General features: G+C 72.4%; 16 protein-coding genes and 1 pseudogene. 12 read left to right on the top strand and 5 right to left on the bottom strand.

The features are described 5' to 3' along the window. Positions 1 to 996 (top strand): phosphatidylglycerol lysyltransferase domain-containing protein, encoded by a 996-nt coding sequence (locus ACTFTM_RS19820; protein WP_449561969.1) that lies wholly within the window; start codon positions 1 to 3, stop codon positions 994 to 996. Here the strand turns inward: ACTFTM_RS19820 and ACTFTM_RS19815 are convergent. Both ACTFTM_RS19815 and ACTFTM_RS19810 read right to left on the bottom strand, forming a co-directional pair. After that, positions 890 to 1,564, bottom strand: a pseudogene (locus ACTFTM_RS19815) (STAS domain-containing protein). The gene ACTFTM_RS19820 and the pseudogene ACTFTM_RS19815 sit on opposite strands and share 107 nt — an antisense overlap. Continuing rightward, entirely contained in the window at positions 1,561 to 1,917 is a 357-nt protein-coding gene (locus ACTFTM_RS19810; protein ID WP_449561968.1) for an STAS domain-containing protein, read from the bottom strand. The pseudogene ACTFTM_RS19815 and the gene ACTFTM_RS19810 overlap by 4 nt, the downstream one beginning before the upstream one ends. Positions 1,918 to 2,067: 150 nt before the next feature. Between ACTFTM_RS19810 and ACTFTM_RS19805 the strand changes: the two genes are divergently transcribed. The 5 genes from ACTFTM_RS19805 to ACTFTM_RS19785 all read left to right on the top strand — a co-directional run bounded on the left by ACTFTM_RS19805 (position 2,068) and on the right by ACTFTM_RS19785 (position 5,359). Beyond that, positions 2,068 to 2,757 carry a response regulator transcription factor gene (locus ACTFTM_RS19805; protein WP_449561967.1) on the top strand — a complete coding sequence of 230 codons (690 nt, stop codon included), beginning with the start codon at positions 2,068 to 2,070 and terminating at the stop codon, positions 2,755 to 2,757. Then, positions 2,754 to 4,109 carry a sensor histidine kinase gene (locus ACTFTM_RS19800; protein ID WP_449561966.1) on the top strand — a complete coding sequence of 452 codons (1,356 nt, stop codon included), beginning with the start codon at positions 2,754 to 2,756 and terminating at the stop codon, positions 4,107 to 4,109. The genes ACTFTM_RS19805 and ACTFTM_RS19800 overlap by 4 nt, the downstream gene beginning before the upstream one ends. Further along, a complete protein-coding gene (locus ACTFTM_RS19795; RefSeq protein WP_449561965.1) occupies positions 4,106 to 4,675 on the top strand; it encodes a GerMN domain-containing protein in 570 nt (189 codons plus the stop codon). Before ACTFTM_RS19800 ends, ACTFTM_RS19795 begins: the two co-directional genes overlap by 4 nt. A 115-nt stretch (positions 4,676 to 4,790) precedes the next feature. Beyond that, the gene (locus ACTFTM_RS19790) at positions 4,791 to 5,174 is read left to right on the top strand and encodes a hypothetical protein (protein WP_449561964.1); all 384 of its coding nucleotides are present in this window, start codon (positions 4,791 to 4,793) and stop codon (positions 5,172 to 5,174) included. Positions 5,175 to 5,212: 38 nt separating this feature from the next. Beyond that, complete coding sequence (locus ACTFTM_RS19785) at positions 5,213 to 5,359, top strand: hypothetical protein (protein WP_355048005.1); 147 nt, start codon at positions 5,213 to 5,215, stop codon at positions 5,357 to 5,359. A 57-nt stretch (positions 5,360 to 5,416) separates the two neighbouring features. Here ACTFTM_RS19785 and ACTFTM_RS19780 read toward each other — a convergent pair whose 3' ends face one another. Then, positions 5,417 to 6,916, bottom strand: coding sequence for an FAD-dependent monooxygenase (locus ACTFTM_RS19780; protein WP_449561963.1), 1,500 nt, complete (start codon positions 6,914 to 6,916; stop codon positions 5,417 to 5,419). Between the two features lie 123 nt (positions 6,917 to 7,039). Next, complete coding sequence (locus tag ACTFTM_RS19775; RefSeq protein ID WP_449561962.1) at positions 7,040 to 7,660, bottom strand: TetR/AcrR family transcriptional regulator; 621 nt, start codon at positions 7,658 to 7,660, stop codon at positions 7,040 to 7,042. A 203-nt stretch (positions 7,661 to 7,863) separates the two neighbouring features. On the opposite strand from ACTFTM_RS19775, the gene ACTFTM_RS19770 reads away from it, so the two are divergent. The 4 genes from ACTFTM_RS19770 to ACTFTM_RS19755 all read left to right on the top strand — a co-directional run bounded on the left by ACTFTM_RS19770 (position 7,864) and on the right by ACTFTM_RS19755 (position 11,768). Further along, positions 7,864 to 8,739, top strand: coding sequence for an endonuclease/exonuclease/phosphatase family protein (locus tag ACTFTM_RS19770; RefSeq protein WP_449561961.1), 876 nt, complete (start codon positions 7,864 to 7,866; stop codon positions 8,737 to 8,739). Between the two features lie 72 nt (positions 8,740 to 8,811). After that, positions 8,812 to 9,765, top strand: a complete 954-nt coding sequence (locus tag ACTFTM_RS19765) for a cyclase family protein (RefSeq protein ID WP_449561960.1) — start codon at positions 8,812 to 8,814, stop codon at positions 9,763 to 9,765. A 216-nt stretch (positions 9,766 to 9,981) separates the two neighbouring features. Then, complete coding sequence (locus ACTFTM_RS19760; RefSeq protein ID WP_449561959.1) at positions 9,982 to 10,692, top strand: ThuA domain-containing protein; 711 nt, start codon at positions 9,982 to 9,984, stop codon at positions 10,690 to 10,692. After that, positions 10,662 to 11,768, top strand: coding sequence for a Gfo/Idh/MocA family protein (locus tag ACTFTM_RS19755; RefSeq protein ID WP_449561958.1), 1,107 nt, complete (start codon positions 10,662 to 10,664; stop codon positions 11,766 to 11,768). Before ACTFTM_RS19760 ends, ACTFTM_RS19755 begins: the two co-directional genes overlap by 31 nt. 48 nt (positions 11,769 to 11,816) lie before the next feature. Here ACTFTM_RS19755 and ACTFTM_RS19750 read toward each other — a convergent pair whose 3' ends face one another. After that, the gene (locus tag ACTFTM_RS19750; RefSeq protein WP_449561957.1) at positions 11,817 to 12,800 is read right to left on the bottom strand and encodes an NAD(P)-dependent alcohol dehydrogenase; all 984 of its coding nucleotides are present in this window, start codon (positions 12,798 to 12,800) and stop codon (positions 11,817 to 11,819) included. 102 nt (positions 12,801 to 12,902) lie between these two features. Between ACTFTM_RS19750 and ACTFTM_RS19745 the strand changes: the two genes are divergently transcribed. Both ACTFTM_RS19745 and ACTFTM_RS19740 read left to right on the top strand, forming a co-directional pair. Next, the gene (locus ACTFTM_RS19745; protein ID WP_449561956.1) at positions 12,903 to 13,619 is read left to right on the top strand and encodes a TetR/AcrR family transcriptional regulator; all 717 of its coding nucleotides are present in this window, start codon (positions 12,903 to 12,905) and stop codon (positions 13,617 to 13,619) included. Between the two features lie 112 nt (positions 13,620 to 13,731). Continuing rightward, complete coding sequence (locus ACTFTM_RS19740; RefSeq protein WP_449561955.1) at positions 13,732 to 15,186, top strand: alkaline phosphatase PhoX; 1,455 nt, start codon at positions 13,732 to 13,734, stop codon at positions 15,184 to 15,186. Positions 15,187 to 15,323: the final 137 nt, after the last annotated feature.

The following is a 15,323-nucleotide window of genomic DNA, read 5'->3' as shown; positions in this document are numbered from 1 at the left end:
ATGGAACCGACGACCGCCCTGGCCGTCCTGCGCCGGCACGCGCAGCACTCCAGCGCCGCGCTGGCGCTGAACAGGGACACGCGGCACTTCACGGTGCCCGACCTCGACGGCTTCATCGCGTACCGGCCGGCCGGGCGGCGGCACGCCGTGCAACTGGGCAGCGTCTACGCCGACCCGGAGGACCGCAAGCGGCTGCTCGGCGCGTTCCACGGGTGGGCACAGCAGGAGGGCCGGCGGCTGTGCGCGGTCCAGCTCACCCCGGACGACCTCGACCTGTACGCCGAGTTCGGCTACCAACTCAGTCAGCTCGGCGCCGCGTACTCGATCGATCTGGACAGTTTCACGCTGCGCGGCCGCAAGTTCGAGAAGGTCCGCAACAAGGTGGCGCGTTCCCGACGGGCCGGGGTCACGGTGGTGGAGGCCGGACGGGACGTGCCGTACGACGCGGCGCTCGCCGCGCGGCTGGACGCCCTGGACGCGCGGTGGCTCGCGGACAAGGGCCGGCACGTCAAGCAGATCGAGTTCCTGGTCGGTGAACGTGCCGGCCAGGACGACCCCGTACGCCGGCTGTTCCTCGCGATGCACGGCGGTGAGCCGGTGGCGTACGTGTCGTACTCCCCGGCGTTCGGCCGCGAGGCCGGATGGCTGTACGACATCACGCGCCGCGAGCCGGACGCCCCGCCCGGCGCGGTCGACCTGGCGTTCGTGGTCGCGTCGCAGCGCTTCCAGGCCGAGGGCGCGCGGTGGCTGCACCTGGGCCTGACGCCGTTCCGGGAGCTGTCGGCCGCGCACCGGCCGGCCGGCGGCAGCCACCGGGGCACGGACCGGCTGATCGGGTTCATCGCCGAGCACGGCGACTGGATCTACCCGGCCCGCAGCCAGGCCGAGTTCAAGGAGAAGTGGCAGCCGAGGGTGACACCCGAGTACGTCGGCTTCTATCCGAGCGTGTCGCTACGTACCGTCTGGCGGCTGCTGCGGCTGACCCGGGCGGTGTGACAACTCGGGGCATTCGGGCGAGGGCGTCGTCGCGACTGTCGTAGATCGGGAAGACCCCGTCCAGGCGCATCGTGTGCAGGACGGTCCGGATGAACCGCGACGGCGCGGCGAGGCAGAGCGTCAGACCCCGCTCGCGGGCGTCGAGGTGGGCGCGTACCAGCAGGCCGAGGCCGGTGGAGTCGATGGCGTGTACGCGACTCAGGTCGACCAGCACGGGTGCGCCCGTGTCGGCCGCCTGCCGCAGCGCGGCACGGAGCGCGTCGCCGGTGGCGACGTCGATGTCGCCGCTGGCGGTGACGACGGTGACGTCGTCGAGGTGGTCGATGCCGAGGATCCCGCCGGGACCGTGGACGTCGGCGCTGGACCGGCCGGGCCGCGTGGGCGGCAGCAGGCTGCAGTGGGGGCAGCGGTGCGGGCCGGTGGCGAACGGGGAGCCGCTCCAGCCGTGCTCCGACACGAGCGTTCAGACGACCTCGGCGTCGGGGAGTACGCAGGCGGTGGCGGTGAGACTGTCGCCGCAGATGTCGCAGATGAGTGTCATCAGGTTGTCGTCCGGGACGACGGTCATGCCGCTGATCCCTCCCGTCCGGGTACGTCGGCCGCCGACGGCGGTCCGGTGACGATCGGCAGGACCTGGTCCAGACGGGCGTGGTGCAGGATGCGGTGGATGCGCCGGTTGGGGTTGCGCACGACCAGGACGCCGTCCGAGCGGGCCAGCCGCCGATGGACGTCCAGGAGCAGGCCGATGGCGGCGGCGTCGATGTACCGGCACTCCGACAGGTCGACGACGACCTGCCCGGGGCGCAGCGCCAGCAGCCGGTCGAACGCGGCTCCGCTCTCGTCCAGGCAGCTCAGGTCCAGTTGGGTGATGCTGACCTCCACCAGCGGCAGCGCGTACGGAGGTTTGAGCGGTCCTGTCACTGTCGTACCCCTTTCGCGTGGCTCCTCTCGCCTGCCACCGTGCCGGTCCGGCGTGGCGGGCGCCGCGCGGATCTATGACAGTTGCGTGACAAATCCCCAGGCCGGCGGACGCGATTGGCCGTGCCGTCGTGGCCTGGGGATGATGCGGTTATGACGGCCGTACTGGTGATCGAGGACGACGACCGGATCCGCCTGGCGCTGCTGCTCGCTCTCCAGGACGAGGGGTACGACGCGGCGGGCGCGGCCACCGCCGAGGAGGGGTTGCGCGCGCAGCGCCGTGACCCGGCGGACTATGTGCTGGTCGACCTGATGCTGCCCGGCCTCGACGGCTTCGAGTGCATCCGGCAGCTCCGTCGCGACGACGACGTGCCGATCGTGGTGGTCAGCGCCCGGGACGACACCCACGACATCGTCGCCGCCCTGGAGGCCGGCGCCGACGACTACCTGGTCAAACCGGTGGCGATCAAGGAGCTGACCGCGCGGTTGCGGGCGCTGCGCCGCCGTGCCCGCGCCGTCGTCGGGGGACCGGCGGCGGAGCCGGTGCCCGTGCTGGCGTTCGGCGAGTTGGAGATCAGTCCCGACGCGGGCGAGGTGCGCCGGGACGGCCGGCTGGTCGCGGTGACCCGTACCGAGTTCCGGCTGCTGTGCGAGCTGGCCGAACACGCCGGCCGGGTGCTGTCGCGCCAGCAGCTGCTGCAACGGGTCTGGGGCTACGACATCGGCGACGAGCGGTTGGTGGATGTGCACGTCGGCCGGTTGCGACAGAAGATCGAGCCCGACCCGGCGACCCCTCGGCACCTCGTCACCCTGCGGGGCATGGGCTACAAGTTGCAGCGATGAGACGCCTCGGACTCCGTACCCGGGTCACCGCGGCGTTCGCCGTCGGCGCGCTCCTGCTCGCCGCCTCGATGGCCCTGGTCTCCTACGAACTGACCCGCCGATCCCTGATCGGCGAGCGGGAACGCACCGCCCTACGTGCCGCGTACTTCGACGCGACGGTCGTGCGCGCCGGGATCGACACCGACACCCCGGACGTCGTGGAGGTGCTGCGGTCCCTGGACACCGGCGGTGGGCGTCGCCCGGTGCTGCACCTCAACGGCGAGTGGTACGCCCGCACGGCCGACCCCGGACCCACCACCGCCATTCCCCAGGACCTGCGCCGCGTCGTGGCGTCCGGGCAGCCGGCGGTGCAGCGGGTACGGGTGGACGGCCAGTCCGTCCTGGTGGTCGGCGTGCCGCTGTCCGCGACGGCGACGTACTTCGAGGTCAACTCCCTGCGCGAGCTGGAGCAGACGTTCCAGGTGCTGGCGCTCGCGCTGACCACCGTGGCCATCATGATCGCCGGTTCCGGCGCCGCGCTGGGGTGGCACGCGACCCGGCACGGGCTGCGTCCGTTGACGGCGGTCGCCGACGCGGCGGAGAAGATCGCGGCCGGCGACTTCACGGCCCGCCTGGACCCGGCCACCGACCCCGACCTGACCCGGTTGTCCTCCTCGTTCAACCAGATGGTCGACCGGCTCGCCCACCGCATCGAGCGCGACCGGCGCTTCGCCGCCGACGTCAGCCACGAACTGCGCTCGCCGTTGCAGACCCTCGCCGCCGCGGCGAGCGTGCTGGCCCGTCGCCGCGAACACCAGGACGAGCGGACGGCGATCGCGGCGGGGTTGGTCGCCGACGAGATCGACCGCTTCCAGCGACTCGTCAACGACCTGATCGACCTGGCCCGTAGCGATCAGCCCGCACGCCGCGCGCCGGTCGACCCGGTGGCGTTGGCCCGCGCGGCCTGCGAATCGCTGGACCTGCCGGCGTCGATCGTGCGGCTCGCGCCCGGGGTGCCCACGACGTGGCGGGTCGAGCGGCGGCGTGTCGCGCAGATCCTGGCGAACCTGCTGGACAACGCCGTGACCTACGGGGGCGGCCCGACGGCCGTCCTGCTCGACCGCGACGGCAGCGCCGCCGTGGTCGAGGTCGACGACGACGGTCCCGGCGTACCCGTCGAGGACCGGGAGGCGATCTTCGACCGTTTCGTGCGTGGACGTGCCGCCCACACGCGCGGCGCGGGCGACGGCACCGGGCTCGGTCTCGCCCTGGTGGCCCAGCACGCCGCCGCGCACAGCGGGACCGTCACCGTCACGGACCGCCCCGGCGGCGGCGCTCGATTCCGTGTCACCCTGCCGGAGAGCCTGACATGAGCCGTCGACGTCTGCTCGGGCTGGGACTCGTCGCGCTGCTGGCCGGCTGCGGCATCCCCACCGACGACGCGCCCCGCACCGTACCGCCGCCGCGCGGGCCGTTCCCGAGCGCCGTCGACACCGCCCCCGCCGACTCCGCGCCGGCCGGCCCCGCCACCGAGACCCTCTGCCTCGTCCGCGACAACCGGATCGTCCCGGTGCTGCGCAGCGTCGACCGTCCACCCACCATCGAGGAGCATCTGCGGCACCTGTTCGCCGGCCCCACCACGGCCGAACGCGACACCGACCTCACCAGCGCCCTGCCGGGGGCGGTCAACGCGGCCGGAGCGACGGCGAGCGCCTCCCAGGCGCGGGTCACGGTCGACGAACCTGGTGACGACGCCGGCCGTAGCGACGAGGTTCTCGCCTTCGGGCAGATCGTCTGCACCCTCACCAGCCGCCACGACGTCAGCACCGTGACGTTCCTGCGCGACGGACGGCCGCTCGGAGTGCCCCGCGCCGACGGGTTGCTGTCGGCGCAGCCGCTCAGCCGTGCCGACTACGCGCCCCTGATCGCTCCACAGTGAGCGGTCCCGCTCCCGAGGCCGCCCGAGGTCGATCGCCGGATGTCGTTTCAACCGGACAGGTCAGTGGGTATCTGCCCGCCGGCTGATCGTCCGATCGACGGAGACCCTCGTGATCATGGCTTTGCTGCTCGACCTCGCCAACATCGTCGGCGGCTTCCTGCTCGCCGTGGCCGTGCTGCGGCTGCTGCCGCGCGTCGGTGACGACCTGGGCCGCCTCGCCGGCCGGGCGGCGCCGATCGCGTGGGTGGTCGGGCTCGTGGCGCTCGTGACCGGTGGCTACTACCTGATCGTCCACCTGGTGTCCGGACCCCGGGTGTTCCACTTCGAAATCGTCGGCATCGGTGTCGGCCTGGCCCTGTTGTGGGACCGCCTGACCGGTCGTCCCGCGCCTAGGGCCGAGCGGTCGGACGCCGCCACCGGAGTCCGCCTGTTGCTCGCGATCTTCGGCCTGATCGCGATCGTCGTCGGCATCCAGGGGCTCTTCACCCCGGACGGCTGATGGTTTTCCCTGCTCGCCCCCTGATTGAGGAGACCTTTATGTCCGCCCAGGCATTTCTCTACATCATCGCCGTCATCCTGATCGTGCTCGCGGCTCTGCCCCTGCCCACCCGGGGCATCTCGTTCGCGCTCCTGGGTGCCGCCTGCGCGTTGCTCGCCTACGCCTGGCCGGTGATCACCAACTGACCCTGCGCCGTCGACAGCCGGTGGCCGGGAGCGCGAGGCGTTCCCGGCCACCGATGCTCAGAGCGGTCGGCCGAAGTGGCGGGTGAGCGCGGCGCGCAGCGCGTCGGCGTCCCCGGCCGACCAGGCCACGAAGCAGTCGGGGCGGACGAGCAGCCCGGTCGCGCTGGTGCCCTCCAGGTGTCCGGTGACCACGTCCACCCGGTCCCGCCAGGGCGCGGCGACCTCGGCCCAGACGCCCGTGGAGTCCAGCAGCAGCGGCCGGGCGCTGCGGGTCAGCTCGGCGAGGCGTACGGCGCCCCGATCGCCGTGGACGACCACGTCGGGCGCGGACCGGCCGGCCATCGGGTCGGCGGGGTCGGCGGGGTAGCGGACGTCCGCGCCGGACATCAGCGCCGCGATGTGCCCGGTCACCTCCGGTATGCGCAGCAGCTCGGCGAAGAGTTCCCGTAGCCCGGTGATCTCGTCACCGGGGCCGATGAGCGCCGACTGGGCCTGGGTGGACATGACGACCCGTCGGGCGACCGGGCGACGTTCGGTCTCGTACGTGTCGAGCAGGTCCTCCGGCGCCCAGCCGCACACGGTGGCGGCGAGCCTCCACCCCAGGTTCACCGCGTCCTGGAGGCCCAGGTTGAGGCCGGGGCCGCCGATCGCGGGGTGCACGTGCGCGGCGTCGCCGACCAGCAGCACCCGGCCGGCGCGGTAGCGGGCGGCGATCCGGGTGTTGCCACCGGTCAGCCGTCGGAGCAGGCCCGGCCCGTCCGAGGGACCGAGGGGGAGGTCGACACCGAGTACCCGGGTGACGCTGGCGCGCAGCTCGTCCAGGCTCATCGGGGTCTCGTCGCTCGTCGGCGCGTCGGGCCACTCCGTGGTGCTGACCAGCGCCGGACGACCCGGGAAGGGCGCCCAGGCGATCATGCCGCGCGGGGTGCGGGTGTGCTGGAAGGGCGGCACGATCCCGTAGCCGGGAGCGAGCAGGCCGCCCGTGTCGGGATCGAGGGATGACGCGGGGACGGTCACCGTGGCGGTACGGGACACCGACCGGTCGTTGGTGACGCCGGGGAAGTCGATGCCGGCGATACGGCGTACCACGCTGCGTCCGCCGTCCGCGCCGACGAGGAAGCGGGAGGTGAGCTGCGTACCGTCGGCGAGGTCGACCTCGACCGCGTCGGGCCGTTGGCGTAGGTCGACGACCTCGTGGTCGCGGCGCACGTCGACGCCGAGTTCGGTGGCGCGGGCGGCGAGGGTGGCTTCGAGCTGGGCCTGCGGCACGCCGAGCGCGTAGTGCGGGTTGTCCGCGAGCATCGTGAGGTCCAGCGGGAACGCGCCGAAGACGAAGGCGGGTTGCGGGGTCGGCGGGGTGTTCTCGCCGCTGAGGCGCGCGTACAGGCCGCGTCGGTCGAGGAGCCGGACGACCTGGCCGATGAGGCCGTTGGCGCGCGGCTCGCCGCCGGGCGTCGGGCGGCGTTCGAGGACGACGGGGTGGACCCCGGCGAGAGCCAGCTCGCAGGCGAGCATGAGGCCGTTCGGGCCGGCGCCGACGATGAGAACGTCGATCACGGTCGTGATCCCTTCGGGGCGTGCGTCATCGCCACGGCGGGCGCGGCGTACGGCCGGCCCGCCGCGGAGGTGTGACGCGGCTGAGGATGGTGGGTGAGCGGCGCCCGGGTGCGGGCCGGGATGTCAGCGGGGCGGCGCGGGGAGGCCGGCGGCGACCTGGGCGAAGGCGTCGGTGATGAGGTGTTCGATCGGGGTGGGCGGGTCGGGGCTGTCGAGGTAGTGCTGCATGGCGACGGCGACGGCCGCGCTGGCGGCGGCCGCGACGAGTCTCGGGTACATGTCGGTGGCGGGGTCGGTCCCGGTGCGCTCGGCGACCGCCTTGACCAACTCGGCCTCGGCGGTCGCGACGGCGCGTAGCCGCTCGCCCTGGAGGGCGGGCTCGGCGAGCATGGTGCGGACGCCGGCCACCCACTGGGCGTGTGCGGGGGAGGGCATCGCCTCGACCTCGGGGCCGCGCGTGAACTGTGCCAGCGCGGCCTGGGTGAGCGCCTCCCACAGCGGCTCGTCGGCGGGACGTTCGCGCAGCGCGGCGGCGGTGCGCAGGCTGCGGTCGAGGTGGCGGGAGGCGATGGCCTCCGCCTTGCTGGAGAAGTAGTTGTTGAAGGTGCGCGGGGAGACGCCGGCCGCCTCGGCGATGTCCTCGACGCGGACGTTGTCGTAGCCCCGCTCGGCGGTGAGGTGGATCGCGGCCCAGCCGAGCGCCGCCCGCGTCTCGGCCTTCTTGCGTTCCCGTAGCCCCGTCATGCCACCACGCTAGCACTTTTTGCGTCGCCCGCAAAGATGCGTGACGCGCAAGTAACTCGCGCCTCGGGTCGGCGGCGCCCGTGGCCGCCCGGAGCCGACCTGTCGACTCCCCGTTCCCCGACGTTCGGCGTCACGTCGGCTGGGATCGATAGAGTGCGCCGACCGCCACCGACGGCGGTTCTCCTGTGTGCGAAGGGAAGTCGATGCCGACGACAACACGCCGCCCAGCCCGTGCCCTCGGTGCTCTCGCCGGCGCGATCGCGCTGGTGGCGGCCCTGCTGCCGGCCACACCGGCGGCCGCCGCGACCACGACCTTCCGGGCGGCGACGCTGAACATCTACAACGGGTTGAGCCAGGCCGACTTCGCGCACGACCTGAACCTCATCGCGTCCCGGGCGGACCTCGTCGGTCTCAACGAGGTCGGCAACCGCAAGGACTTCCTGGAGAGCTGGGCCGCCGACAACGGATGGTGGTTGTACGCGCCGGGCGGCACCAACCAGGCCGGCGAGGCGCTGATCGCCCGCAGGAGCATGTTCGACGTACGGGACAAGGGCTCGATCTTCGTCTGTGACACCAACGGCCCGGGCGAGGTGCCGCCCGCGCGGTACAACAACTGGGTCACGTACCGCCACAGGGCCAGCGGGCGCACCGTGACACACATCAACGCCCACGCGGTGGCCGGGATCGAGGACGCCGGCCGGCCGGAGGACCTGCCGCGCACCCGGTGCGCCGAGGCGCAGTTCCAGGGCCTCAAGGACCTGGCGGTCGACAAGCAGGGACAGGGTCAGGTCATCGTGAGCGGCGACCTCAACGTCGACTTCAGCGCCGACCGCGGCTACGGGTACGCGAAGTTCCCGTGGCGGGTCTTCGAGACCAACGAACTGCCCAACCTGCGCTCCACCTACAACCTCTACGGCGAGAAGGGCACCGGTACGCACGGCAACCGGCACATCGACTACATCTACTTCTGGAAGCGGCTGCCCGAGTACCAGCTCATGTGGATGACCGGCTACGACATCGTCGGCGGCACCGCGTCCGACCACAACGGTGTCGTCGCCACGTTCTCCATCCAGACCTGACGTGCCCGCTCCCGGCCGACCACCGGATACCCTGCCAACGGAACACCGGGCGTGTGACAGGAGACGCGGGCGATGACGGCAGGGCGGATGATCCCGAGCCAGGAGGACGTGCTCGGGTACTTCGACAAGCTGTCGAACTGGGGTCGCTGGGGCGACGACGACGAGCGCGGCACGCTGAACCACATCACCGACGCCGTCCGCCTGGCGGCGGCGCGGGCCGTGCGCCACGGCAGGAGCGTGTCCTGCGCGTGGGAGGTCGCCGTACCGGGGGAGATGGAGCGGTCGACGACCACGTGCCCGTACGCCGTCGACATGCCGGGCGCCGAGAACATGCCGGCCGCCTTCCACGCCGACCGGCGGTGGGGCTTCTCGTCGGAGCGACTGGGCATCACGTTCCACGGCAACACCATCACCCACCTCGATTCACCGTGCCACCTCTACTGGGACGGCGCGATGTACAACGGGCGGTCGCATTCGTTGGTCGAGGAGACGACGGGTTCGGCGTGGGCGGCCGTCACGGCGGCGGCGGACGGCATCGTCACCCGCGGTGTCCTGCTGGACGTCGCCCGGGCCCGCGACGTCCCCTGGTGGGAGCCGGGCCAGGGTGTGTTCCCCGACGACCTCGAGGAGGCCGAGCGCCGCCAGGGCGTACGGGTGGGCGCCGGCGACGCGGTGCTCCTGCGTACCGGTCACGGGCGCTTCCGGCGCGAGGGTCGCGCGGCCAGCGGTTTCGCGCAGACCGGTTGGCACGCGTCCTGCCTACCGTGGCTCCACGAGCGCGGCGTCGCGCTGATCGGCGCCGACTCCCCGCAGGATGTCCAACCCTCGGGGTACGACGACGTGTTGATGCCCGTGCACGCCGTCGGTCTCGTCGCGATGGGTCTCTGGCTGTTGGACAACTGCGACCTGGAGGCGTGCGCGACGACCGCCGCCGAACTCGGTCAGTGGGACTTCCAGCTTGCCGTCGCGCCGGTGCGCTTCGCCGGCACGTCCGGCAGCCCGGTCAACCCGATCGCCACCTTCTGACCGGGCGCGGCGCGCGGGTCTGACCGGTGACGCGTGGACAATCGGCCTTTCCCCGGATGAGCCCGGGCTGTCGTGCCGAGCCCTCGCCGGTCCCGCGTTGTCACCTCGCGCGATCTTGGACAGAATGGTGGTGATCACTGCGGCCCGTCGCAGACCCGACGCAAGCCGGGGCGGAAGCGGCCGGCCCGGTGGCGACCGACGGTGGGAGGAGCGACGGTGGCGCAGCCGAGAGCACTGGTGGTCCGAGGCGGATGGGAGGGGCACCAGCCGGTCAAGGCGACCGAGTTGTTCATCCCCTTCCTCGAACGGAACGGCTACGCGATCCGGGTCGAGGAGTCGACGGAGATCTACGCCGACGCCGACGAGCTGGCCGGCACCGACCTGATCGTGCAGTGCATGACGATGTCGGAGATCACCTCGGCCCAGGTGGCCGGACTCGCCGCGGCGGTCGTCGCCGGCACGGGCTTCACCGGCTGGCACGGCGGCATCGTGGACGCGTTCCGCGCGTCGTCGGAGTACCTGCACCTGGTGGGGGGTCAGTTCGCCACCCACCCGGGCAAGGAGCCGTGCGAGCGGCACGGTGGCGAGGAGGACAACTTCCTGCCGCACACCGTGCGCGTCACCGACCTCGGCCGGGAGCATCCGATCACCGCGGGGATCGAGGACTTCGACCTGGTCACCGAGCAGTACTGGGTGTTGCACGACGACCTCATCGACGTCCTGGCCGTCACCACCCACCCGACGCGGGAGTGGCATCCGTGGCACCGGCCGGTCACCTCACCGGCGATCTGGACCCGGCAGTGGGGCGCGGGCCGCGTCGTCGTGACGACTCCGGGCCACAACCTCGACGTGCTGGAGCACCCGGCCGTGCGTACCGTCATCGAGAGGGGGATGGTGTGGGCGACCCGCACGGCATCGGCATCGTAGGTCTCGGGGTCATCTCCCGCGCGTACCTGGAAACCCTCGCGCACCACCCCGCGGTGCGCGTCGCCGCGCTGGCCGACCTCGACGCGTCCCGGTCGGCCGCCGCAGCGGCCGCGATCCCCGGTAGCGCGGCGATGAGCGTCGATCACCTGCTCGCGCACCCGGACGTGGACACGGTGCTCAACCTGACGATCCCCGCGGCGCACGCCGACATCTCGCGCGCCGCGATCGACGCCGGCAAGAACGTGTACGGCGAGAAGCCGCTCGCCGTGACGTTCCCGGACGGCCGTTCGATCATCGAACGGGCCGCCTCGGCGGGCGTGCACGTCGGCTGCGCGCCGGACACCGTCCTGGGCACGGGCACGCAGACGGCGCGCGCGGCTGTCGACGACGGCCTGATCGGCCGCCCGATGTCCGCGACGGCGGTCATGGTCACGGCCGGCCACGAGCGCTGGCACCCGCACCCCGACTTCTACTACACCCCGGGTGGCGGCCCCCTGTTCGACATGGGGCCGTACTACATCTCGGCCCTCGTGCACCTGCTCGGGCCGGTCCGCGCCGTGGTCGGGGCCGCCAGCCGGCTGCGCTCCGAGCGCGTCATCGGCTCGGGTCCCCGCGCCGGCGAGCGCATCGGAGTCGAGGTGGACACCCACGTCACCGGCGTCCTCGAACACGTCGACGGCGCTCTGTCCACCATCACCACGAGCTTCGACGGCATCGCGACGACCGCCGCGCCCATCGAGGTCCACGGGGAGACCGGCTCGCTCGCCGTACCCGACCCGAACTACTTCGACGGCGAGGTGCGCCACTTCGCGCTCGGCGGCACCGAGTGGCGTGCCCTCCAGCCGCGCGCCGGGTACGCCGAGAGCGGCCGGGGTATCGGCCTGCTCGACTTCGTTCTGGCCGACGCCCAGCGGGCGCCGCGCGCCGGCGGGGACGTCGCGTTGCACGTCCTCGAGACGATGACCGCGCTGCTGGAGTCGGCGGCGCAGGGCCGGCGGATCGAGCTGACGACGGCGGCGCGGCGGCCCGTGCCCGTGCCGCTGACCCCGGCGGCGCAGTGGAAGGCCGCCGGATAGCGACACTGGTGGGCGTCCGTCCCGGCGGGTGCGGTCGGCCGGTGGGCGTCAGACGGTGATGACGACCTTGGCCCGCGCGTGCTCGCCCTCGACGTACCGGATGGCGTCGGGCACCTGGTGCAGCGGGTACGTCCGGTCGACGACCGGTGTGACGCGGCCGGCCTCGACGTGGTCGCGGAGCGTGTCGAGGTGTCGCCGGCTCGGGGTCGTGGTGAGTGTGACGATGCGCTGTCGGACCAGTGGCGCGAGCAGCCGTCCGCGGGCGATCAGCCACACCGGTCCGACGACGCTGCCGCCGCCGTACACGCCGCCGCCGGAGAGCACGAGGGTCCCGGTCGGCGTCAGCGCCCGCCGCAGTTCGGTGAGTGAGCGGTTGCCGACCAGGTCGAGCACGACGTCGTGGCGGCGTGTGCCGTCGGCGAAGTCGTCCCGGCGGTAGTCCACGACGTCGTCGGCGCCGAGGGAGCGGACCAGGTCGACGTTGCGGGTGCTGCACACTCCGGTCACGGTCGCGCCGAGCGCCTTGCCGAGTTGCACCGCGAGGGTGCCGACGCCGCCCGAGGCGCCGTTGACGAGCAGGCGCTGACCGGGCTCGACCCGCCCGACGTCGCACAGTCCCATGAGCGCGGTGCTGCCGGCCAGCGGTAGGGCCGCGGCCTGCTGGGGGGTGAGGTTCGCCGGCATGGGCGCGACCTGCGTCGCGGGCACGCACGCGTACTCCGCGAACGCGCCGTTGGCGTCGCCGAGGTCGCCGAAGACCGCGTCGCCCACCCGGATGTCGCGCACGTCGGCGCCGACGGCCTCGACGCGACCGGCGATGTCCCGTCCGCGAATGCGGGCGCGAGGCCGCGGCAGGCCCATTGTCAACCGCGCCATCCGAGGATCGCCGCGCATGGCATGCCAGTCGTACGCGTTGAGCGAGGCGGCCCGCACCCGGACGAGCACGTCGTTCGGGGCGGGCGTCGGCGTGGCGACCTCGCTGAGAACGAGGGTCTCCGGGCCGCCGTACCGGTCTTGAACGATCGCCTTCATGGCCCCTCCCTGGGGTGTACGGTGTACACCAACGGTAGGTGTACGCCGTATACCTGTCAAGGTGGTTATCGTTCAACGACCGCCGGACAGGACGAGGACGACATGGCTGAGCAGGCTGAGACGCTGCGCCGGATGCCGCTGAGCAGGGACCGCATCCTGCGGGCGGCCGTGGCGCTCGCCGACGAGACCGGCATCGAATCCCTCAGCATGCGCAACCTCGCCCAGGACCTGGGCGTCGTGCCGATGGCTCTCTACAAGCACGTGGCCAACAAGGACGAACTGCTCGACGGCATGATCGACGTGGTCGTCGGCCGGATCGCCCCGCCGGAGGCGGGCGCCACCTGGAAGGACGCCATCCGCCGGCGCGTCCTCTCGGCGCGGGAGGTGCTGCGCCGGCACCCCTGGGCGCCGCTGGCCATCGAGTCCCGCACCATGGCGACGCCGGCCGTCCTGGCCTACCTCGACTCGGTGGTCGGCGATCTCCGGGCTGGCGGGTTCTCCGCGAACCTCGCGCACCACGTCATGCACACCATGGGCAGCCGCGTGCTCGGCTTCAGTCAGGAACTGTTCGACGACTCCCGCCGCGCCGGCCGGTCCGGCTCGGCCAGCCCCGAACCCGCCGCGGCGATGCCACCGGAGTTCGCCGCCCGGTTCCCGCACCTGGCGGAGATCGCGACGGCGGCATCCCACGACGACGAGTCGGTCGTGGGGCAGGGCTGCGACGACCAGTTCGAGTTCGAGTTCGCGCTCGACCTGCTGCTGGACGGCATCGAACGGCTGCACGAACAGGGCTGGACGGCACCGCGACGACCCCGGTGACGCCGATTCTTCACCCCGATGTCACCGGTGGACCCCACAGGTGACGCTTCGACGTCTGTCGGTGGGGGTTGGCTGTCGCCCGTCGCACTGTCTTGATCAGGAGCTGATCCGCGTGCCTTCCTCCCGTCGCACCTTCCTCGCCAGCGGCGCCGCCGCCGGTGTGGGCCTCGCCGTCGCCGGTGGCCTGCCGTCCCTGGCGCAGGCCAGCCCCGCCCGACCGCACTCGCCGGGCCTGGGCGGTCGCCTTCCCTTCCCGCCGCTGGTGGACGACCCCAAGGGGATCCTCGCCCTGCCCGAGGGCTTCCGCTACACGATCGTCACCCGTACCGGCGTCACCCGCCTCGACCGTGGTCAGGGCCTCACCCCGGCGGACCACGACGGCATGGCCGTGTACGACGCCGGACACGGCCGCTACACCCTCATCCAGAACCACGAGATCGACCCCGGCGCCGAGTTCGGCGTACCGCACGTCAAGGGCACCGTCTACGACCCGGGCGCCGTCGACGCCGGTGGCTGCACGGTGATCACGACCGATCGCGCGGGCCGCAACCTGGGCGAGTTCGTCGCCCTCTCCGGCACCATCTCCAACTGCGCCGGCGGCCCGACCCCGTGGGGCACCTGGCTGACCTGCGAGGAGACCGAGGACCGCGCCGGCGACGAGTGGGAAGAGGGCGGCCGGACCGGCACCTACGCCAAGGACCACGGGTACGTCTTCGAGGTCTGGGCCGACGGCAGCGCGGACCCGCGGCCGATCAAGTGCCTCGGCCGCTACTCCCACGAGGCCCTGGCGATCGACAAGGACCGCACCCACGTCTACCTCTCCGAGGACGCCGACGAGCCCAACGGCCTCTTCTACCGCTGGTCCGCGCCGCGCGGCGTGAAGCTCGGTCCCGGTGTGCTGACCCGCCTCGCGCCGGGCGCCGGTGTCCTCGCCGCGATGCAGATCATCATGGACGACGGGTCCGTGCTGCCGGACGTCGCCTACCTGACCTCCGCCCAGCTCGGCCGCCCGTTCCCCGTCCGGTGGATCGAGGTGCCGGACCGCGACGCGCGGCACACCTCCGTCCGCGAGCAGTTCGCCGACGGTCAGGTCACCCGTGGCCGCAAGTTCGAGGGCGTGTGGAGCACCGACGAGGGCGTGTACGTCGTCAACTCCTACGCGTGGGACGAGGGCGACCTGCCGGCCGACGCGGCGCCGCACGACGGCATGGTCTGGTTCTACCACTTCAAGAACCAGACCATCCAGCTCGTGACGTACTTCCCGCACCAGACCGCCGCCGAGGAGGGGACGCCGGTCAGGTACACCGACATCACCTTCGACGGCCCGGACAACGTGACGGTCACGCCGTGGGGAAGCCTCGTGCTCGCCGAGGACGGCAAGGGCGCCTCGCACGTGCTCAGCACCATCCCGGGCGGTCCGACGTACGCGATCGCCCGCAACCAGCTCAACGACTCGGAGTTCTGCGGACCGACCTTCAGCGCCGACGGCAAGGTGCTGTTCGTCAACATGCAGGACCCGGGTCTGACCCTGGCGATCACCGGCCCGTGGGAGAAGTACCTGGGCTGACGACGACGAACCCACAGGTGGGGAGCGGGCTGCGGCCCGTCCCCACCTGTCGTCTTTTCAAACCTCGGCAGTGCCTGACTATTGTCACGAGTTCGTGTGCACCTCGCATCACGGTCGGTGACTAAGCGCACTGGAGC

This window comes from Micromonospora sp. RB23, assembly GCF_053585025.1.
This window is presented reverse-complemented; position numbering and strand designations above follow the sequence as displayed.

Bases quoted from the DNA above. Each gene is read 5' to 3' on its own strand.
- ACTFTM_RS19745 (WP_449561956.1), top strand. From the start codon at position 12,903: ATGGCTGAGCAGGCTGAGACGCTGCGCCGGATGCCGCTGAGCAGGGAC.
- ACTFTM_RS19800 (WP_449561966.1), top strand. From the start codon at position 2,754: ATGAGACGCCTCGGACTCCGTACCCGGGTCACCGCGGCGTTCGCCGTC.
- ACTFTM_RS19765 (WP_449561960.1), top strand. From the start codon at position 8,812: ATGACGGCAGGGCGGATGATCCCGAGCCAGGAGGACGTGCTCGGGTAC.
- ACTFTM_RS19790 (WP_449561964.1), top strand. From the start codon at position 4,791: ATGGCTTTGCTGCTCGACCTCGCCAACATCGTCGGCGGCTTCCTGCTC.
- ACTFTM_RS19805 (WP_449561967.1), top strand. From the start codon at position 2,068: ATGACGGCCGTACTGGTGATCGAGGACGACGACCGGATCCGCCTGGCG.
- ACTFTM_RS19770 (WP_449561961.1), top strand. From the start codon at position 7,864: ATGCCGACGACAACACGCCGCCCAGCCCGTGCCCTCGGTGCTCTCGCC.
- ACTFTM_RS19795 (WP_449561965.1), top strand. From the start codon at position 4,106: ATGAGCCGTCGACGTCTGCTCGGGCTGGGACTCGTCGCGCTGCTGGCC.
- ACTFTM_RS19785 (WP_355048005.1), top strand. From the start codon at position 5,213: ATGTCCGCCCAGGCATTTCTCTACATCATCGCCGTCATCCTGATCGTG.
- ACTFTM_RS19820 (WP_449561969.1), top strand. From the start codon at position 1: ATGGAACCGACGACCGCCCTGGCCGTCCTGCGCCGGCACGCGCAGCAC.
- ACTFTM_RS19775 (WP_449561962.1), bottom strand. From the start codon at position 7,660: ATGACGGGGCTACGGGAACGCAAGAAGGCCGAGACGCGGGCGGCGCTC.
- ACTFTM_RS19750 (WP_449561957.1), bottom strand. From the start codon at position 12,800: ATGAAGGCGATCGTTCAAGACCGGTACGGCGGCCCGGAGACCCTCGTT.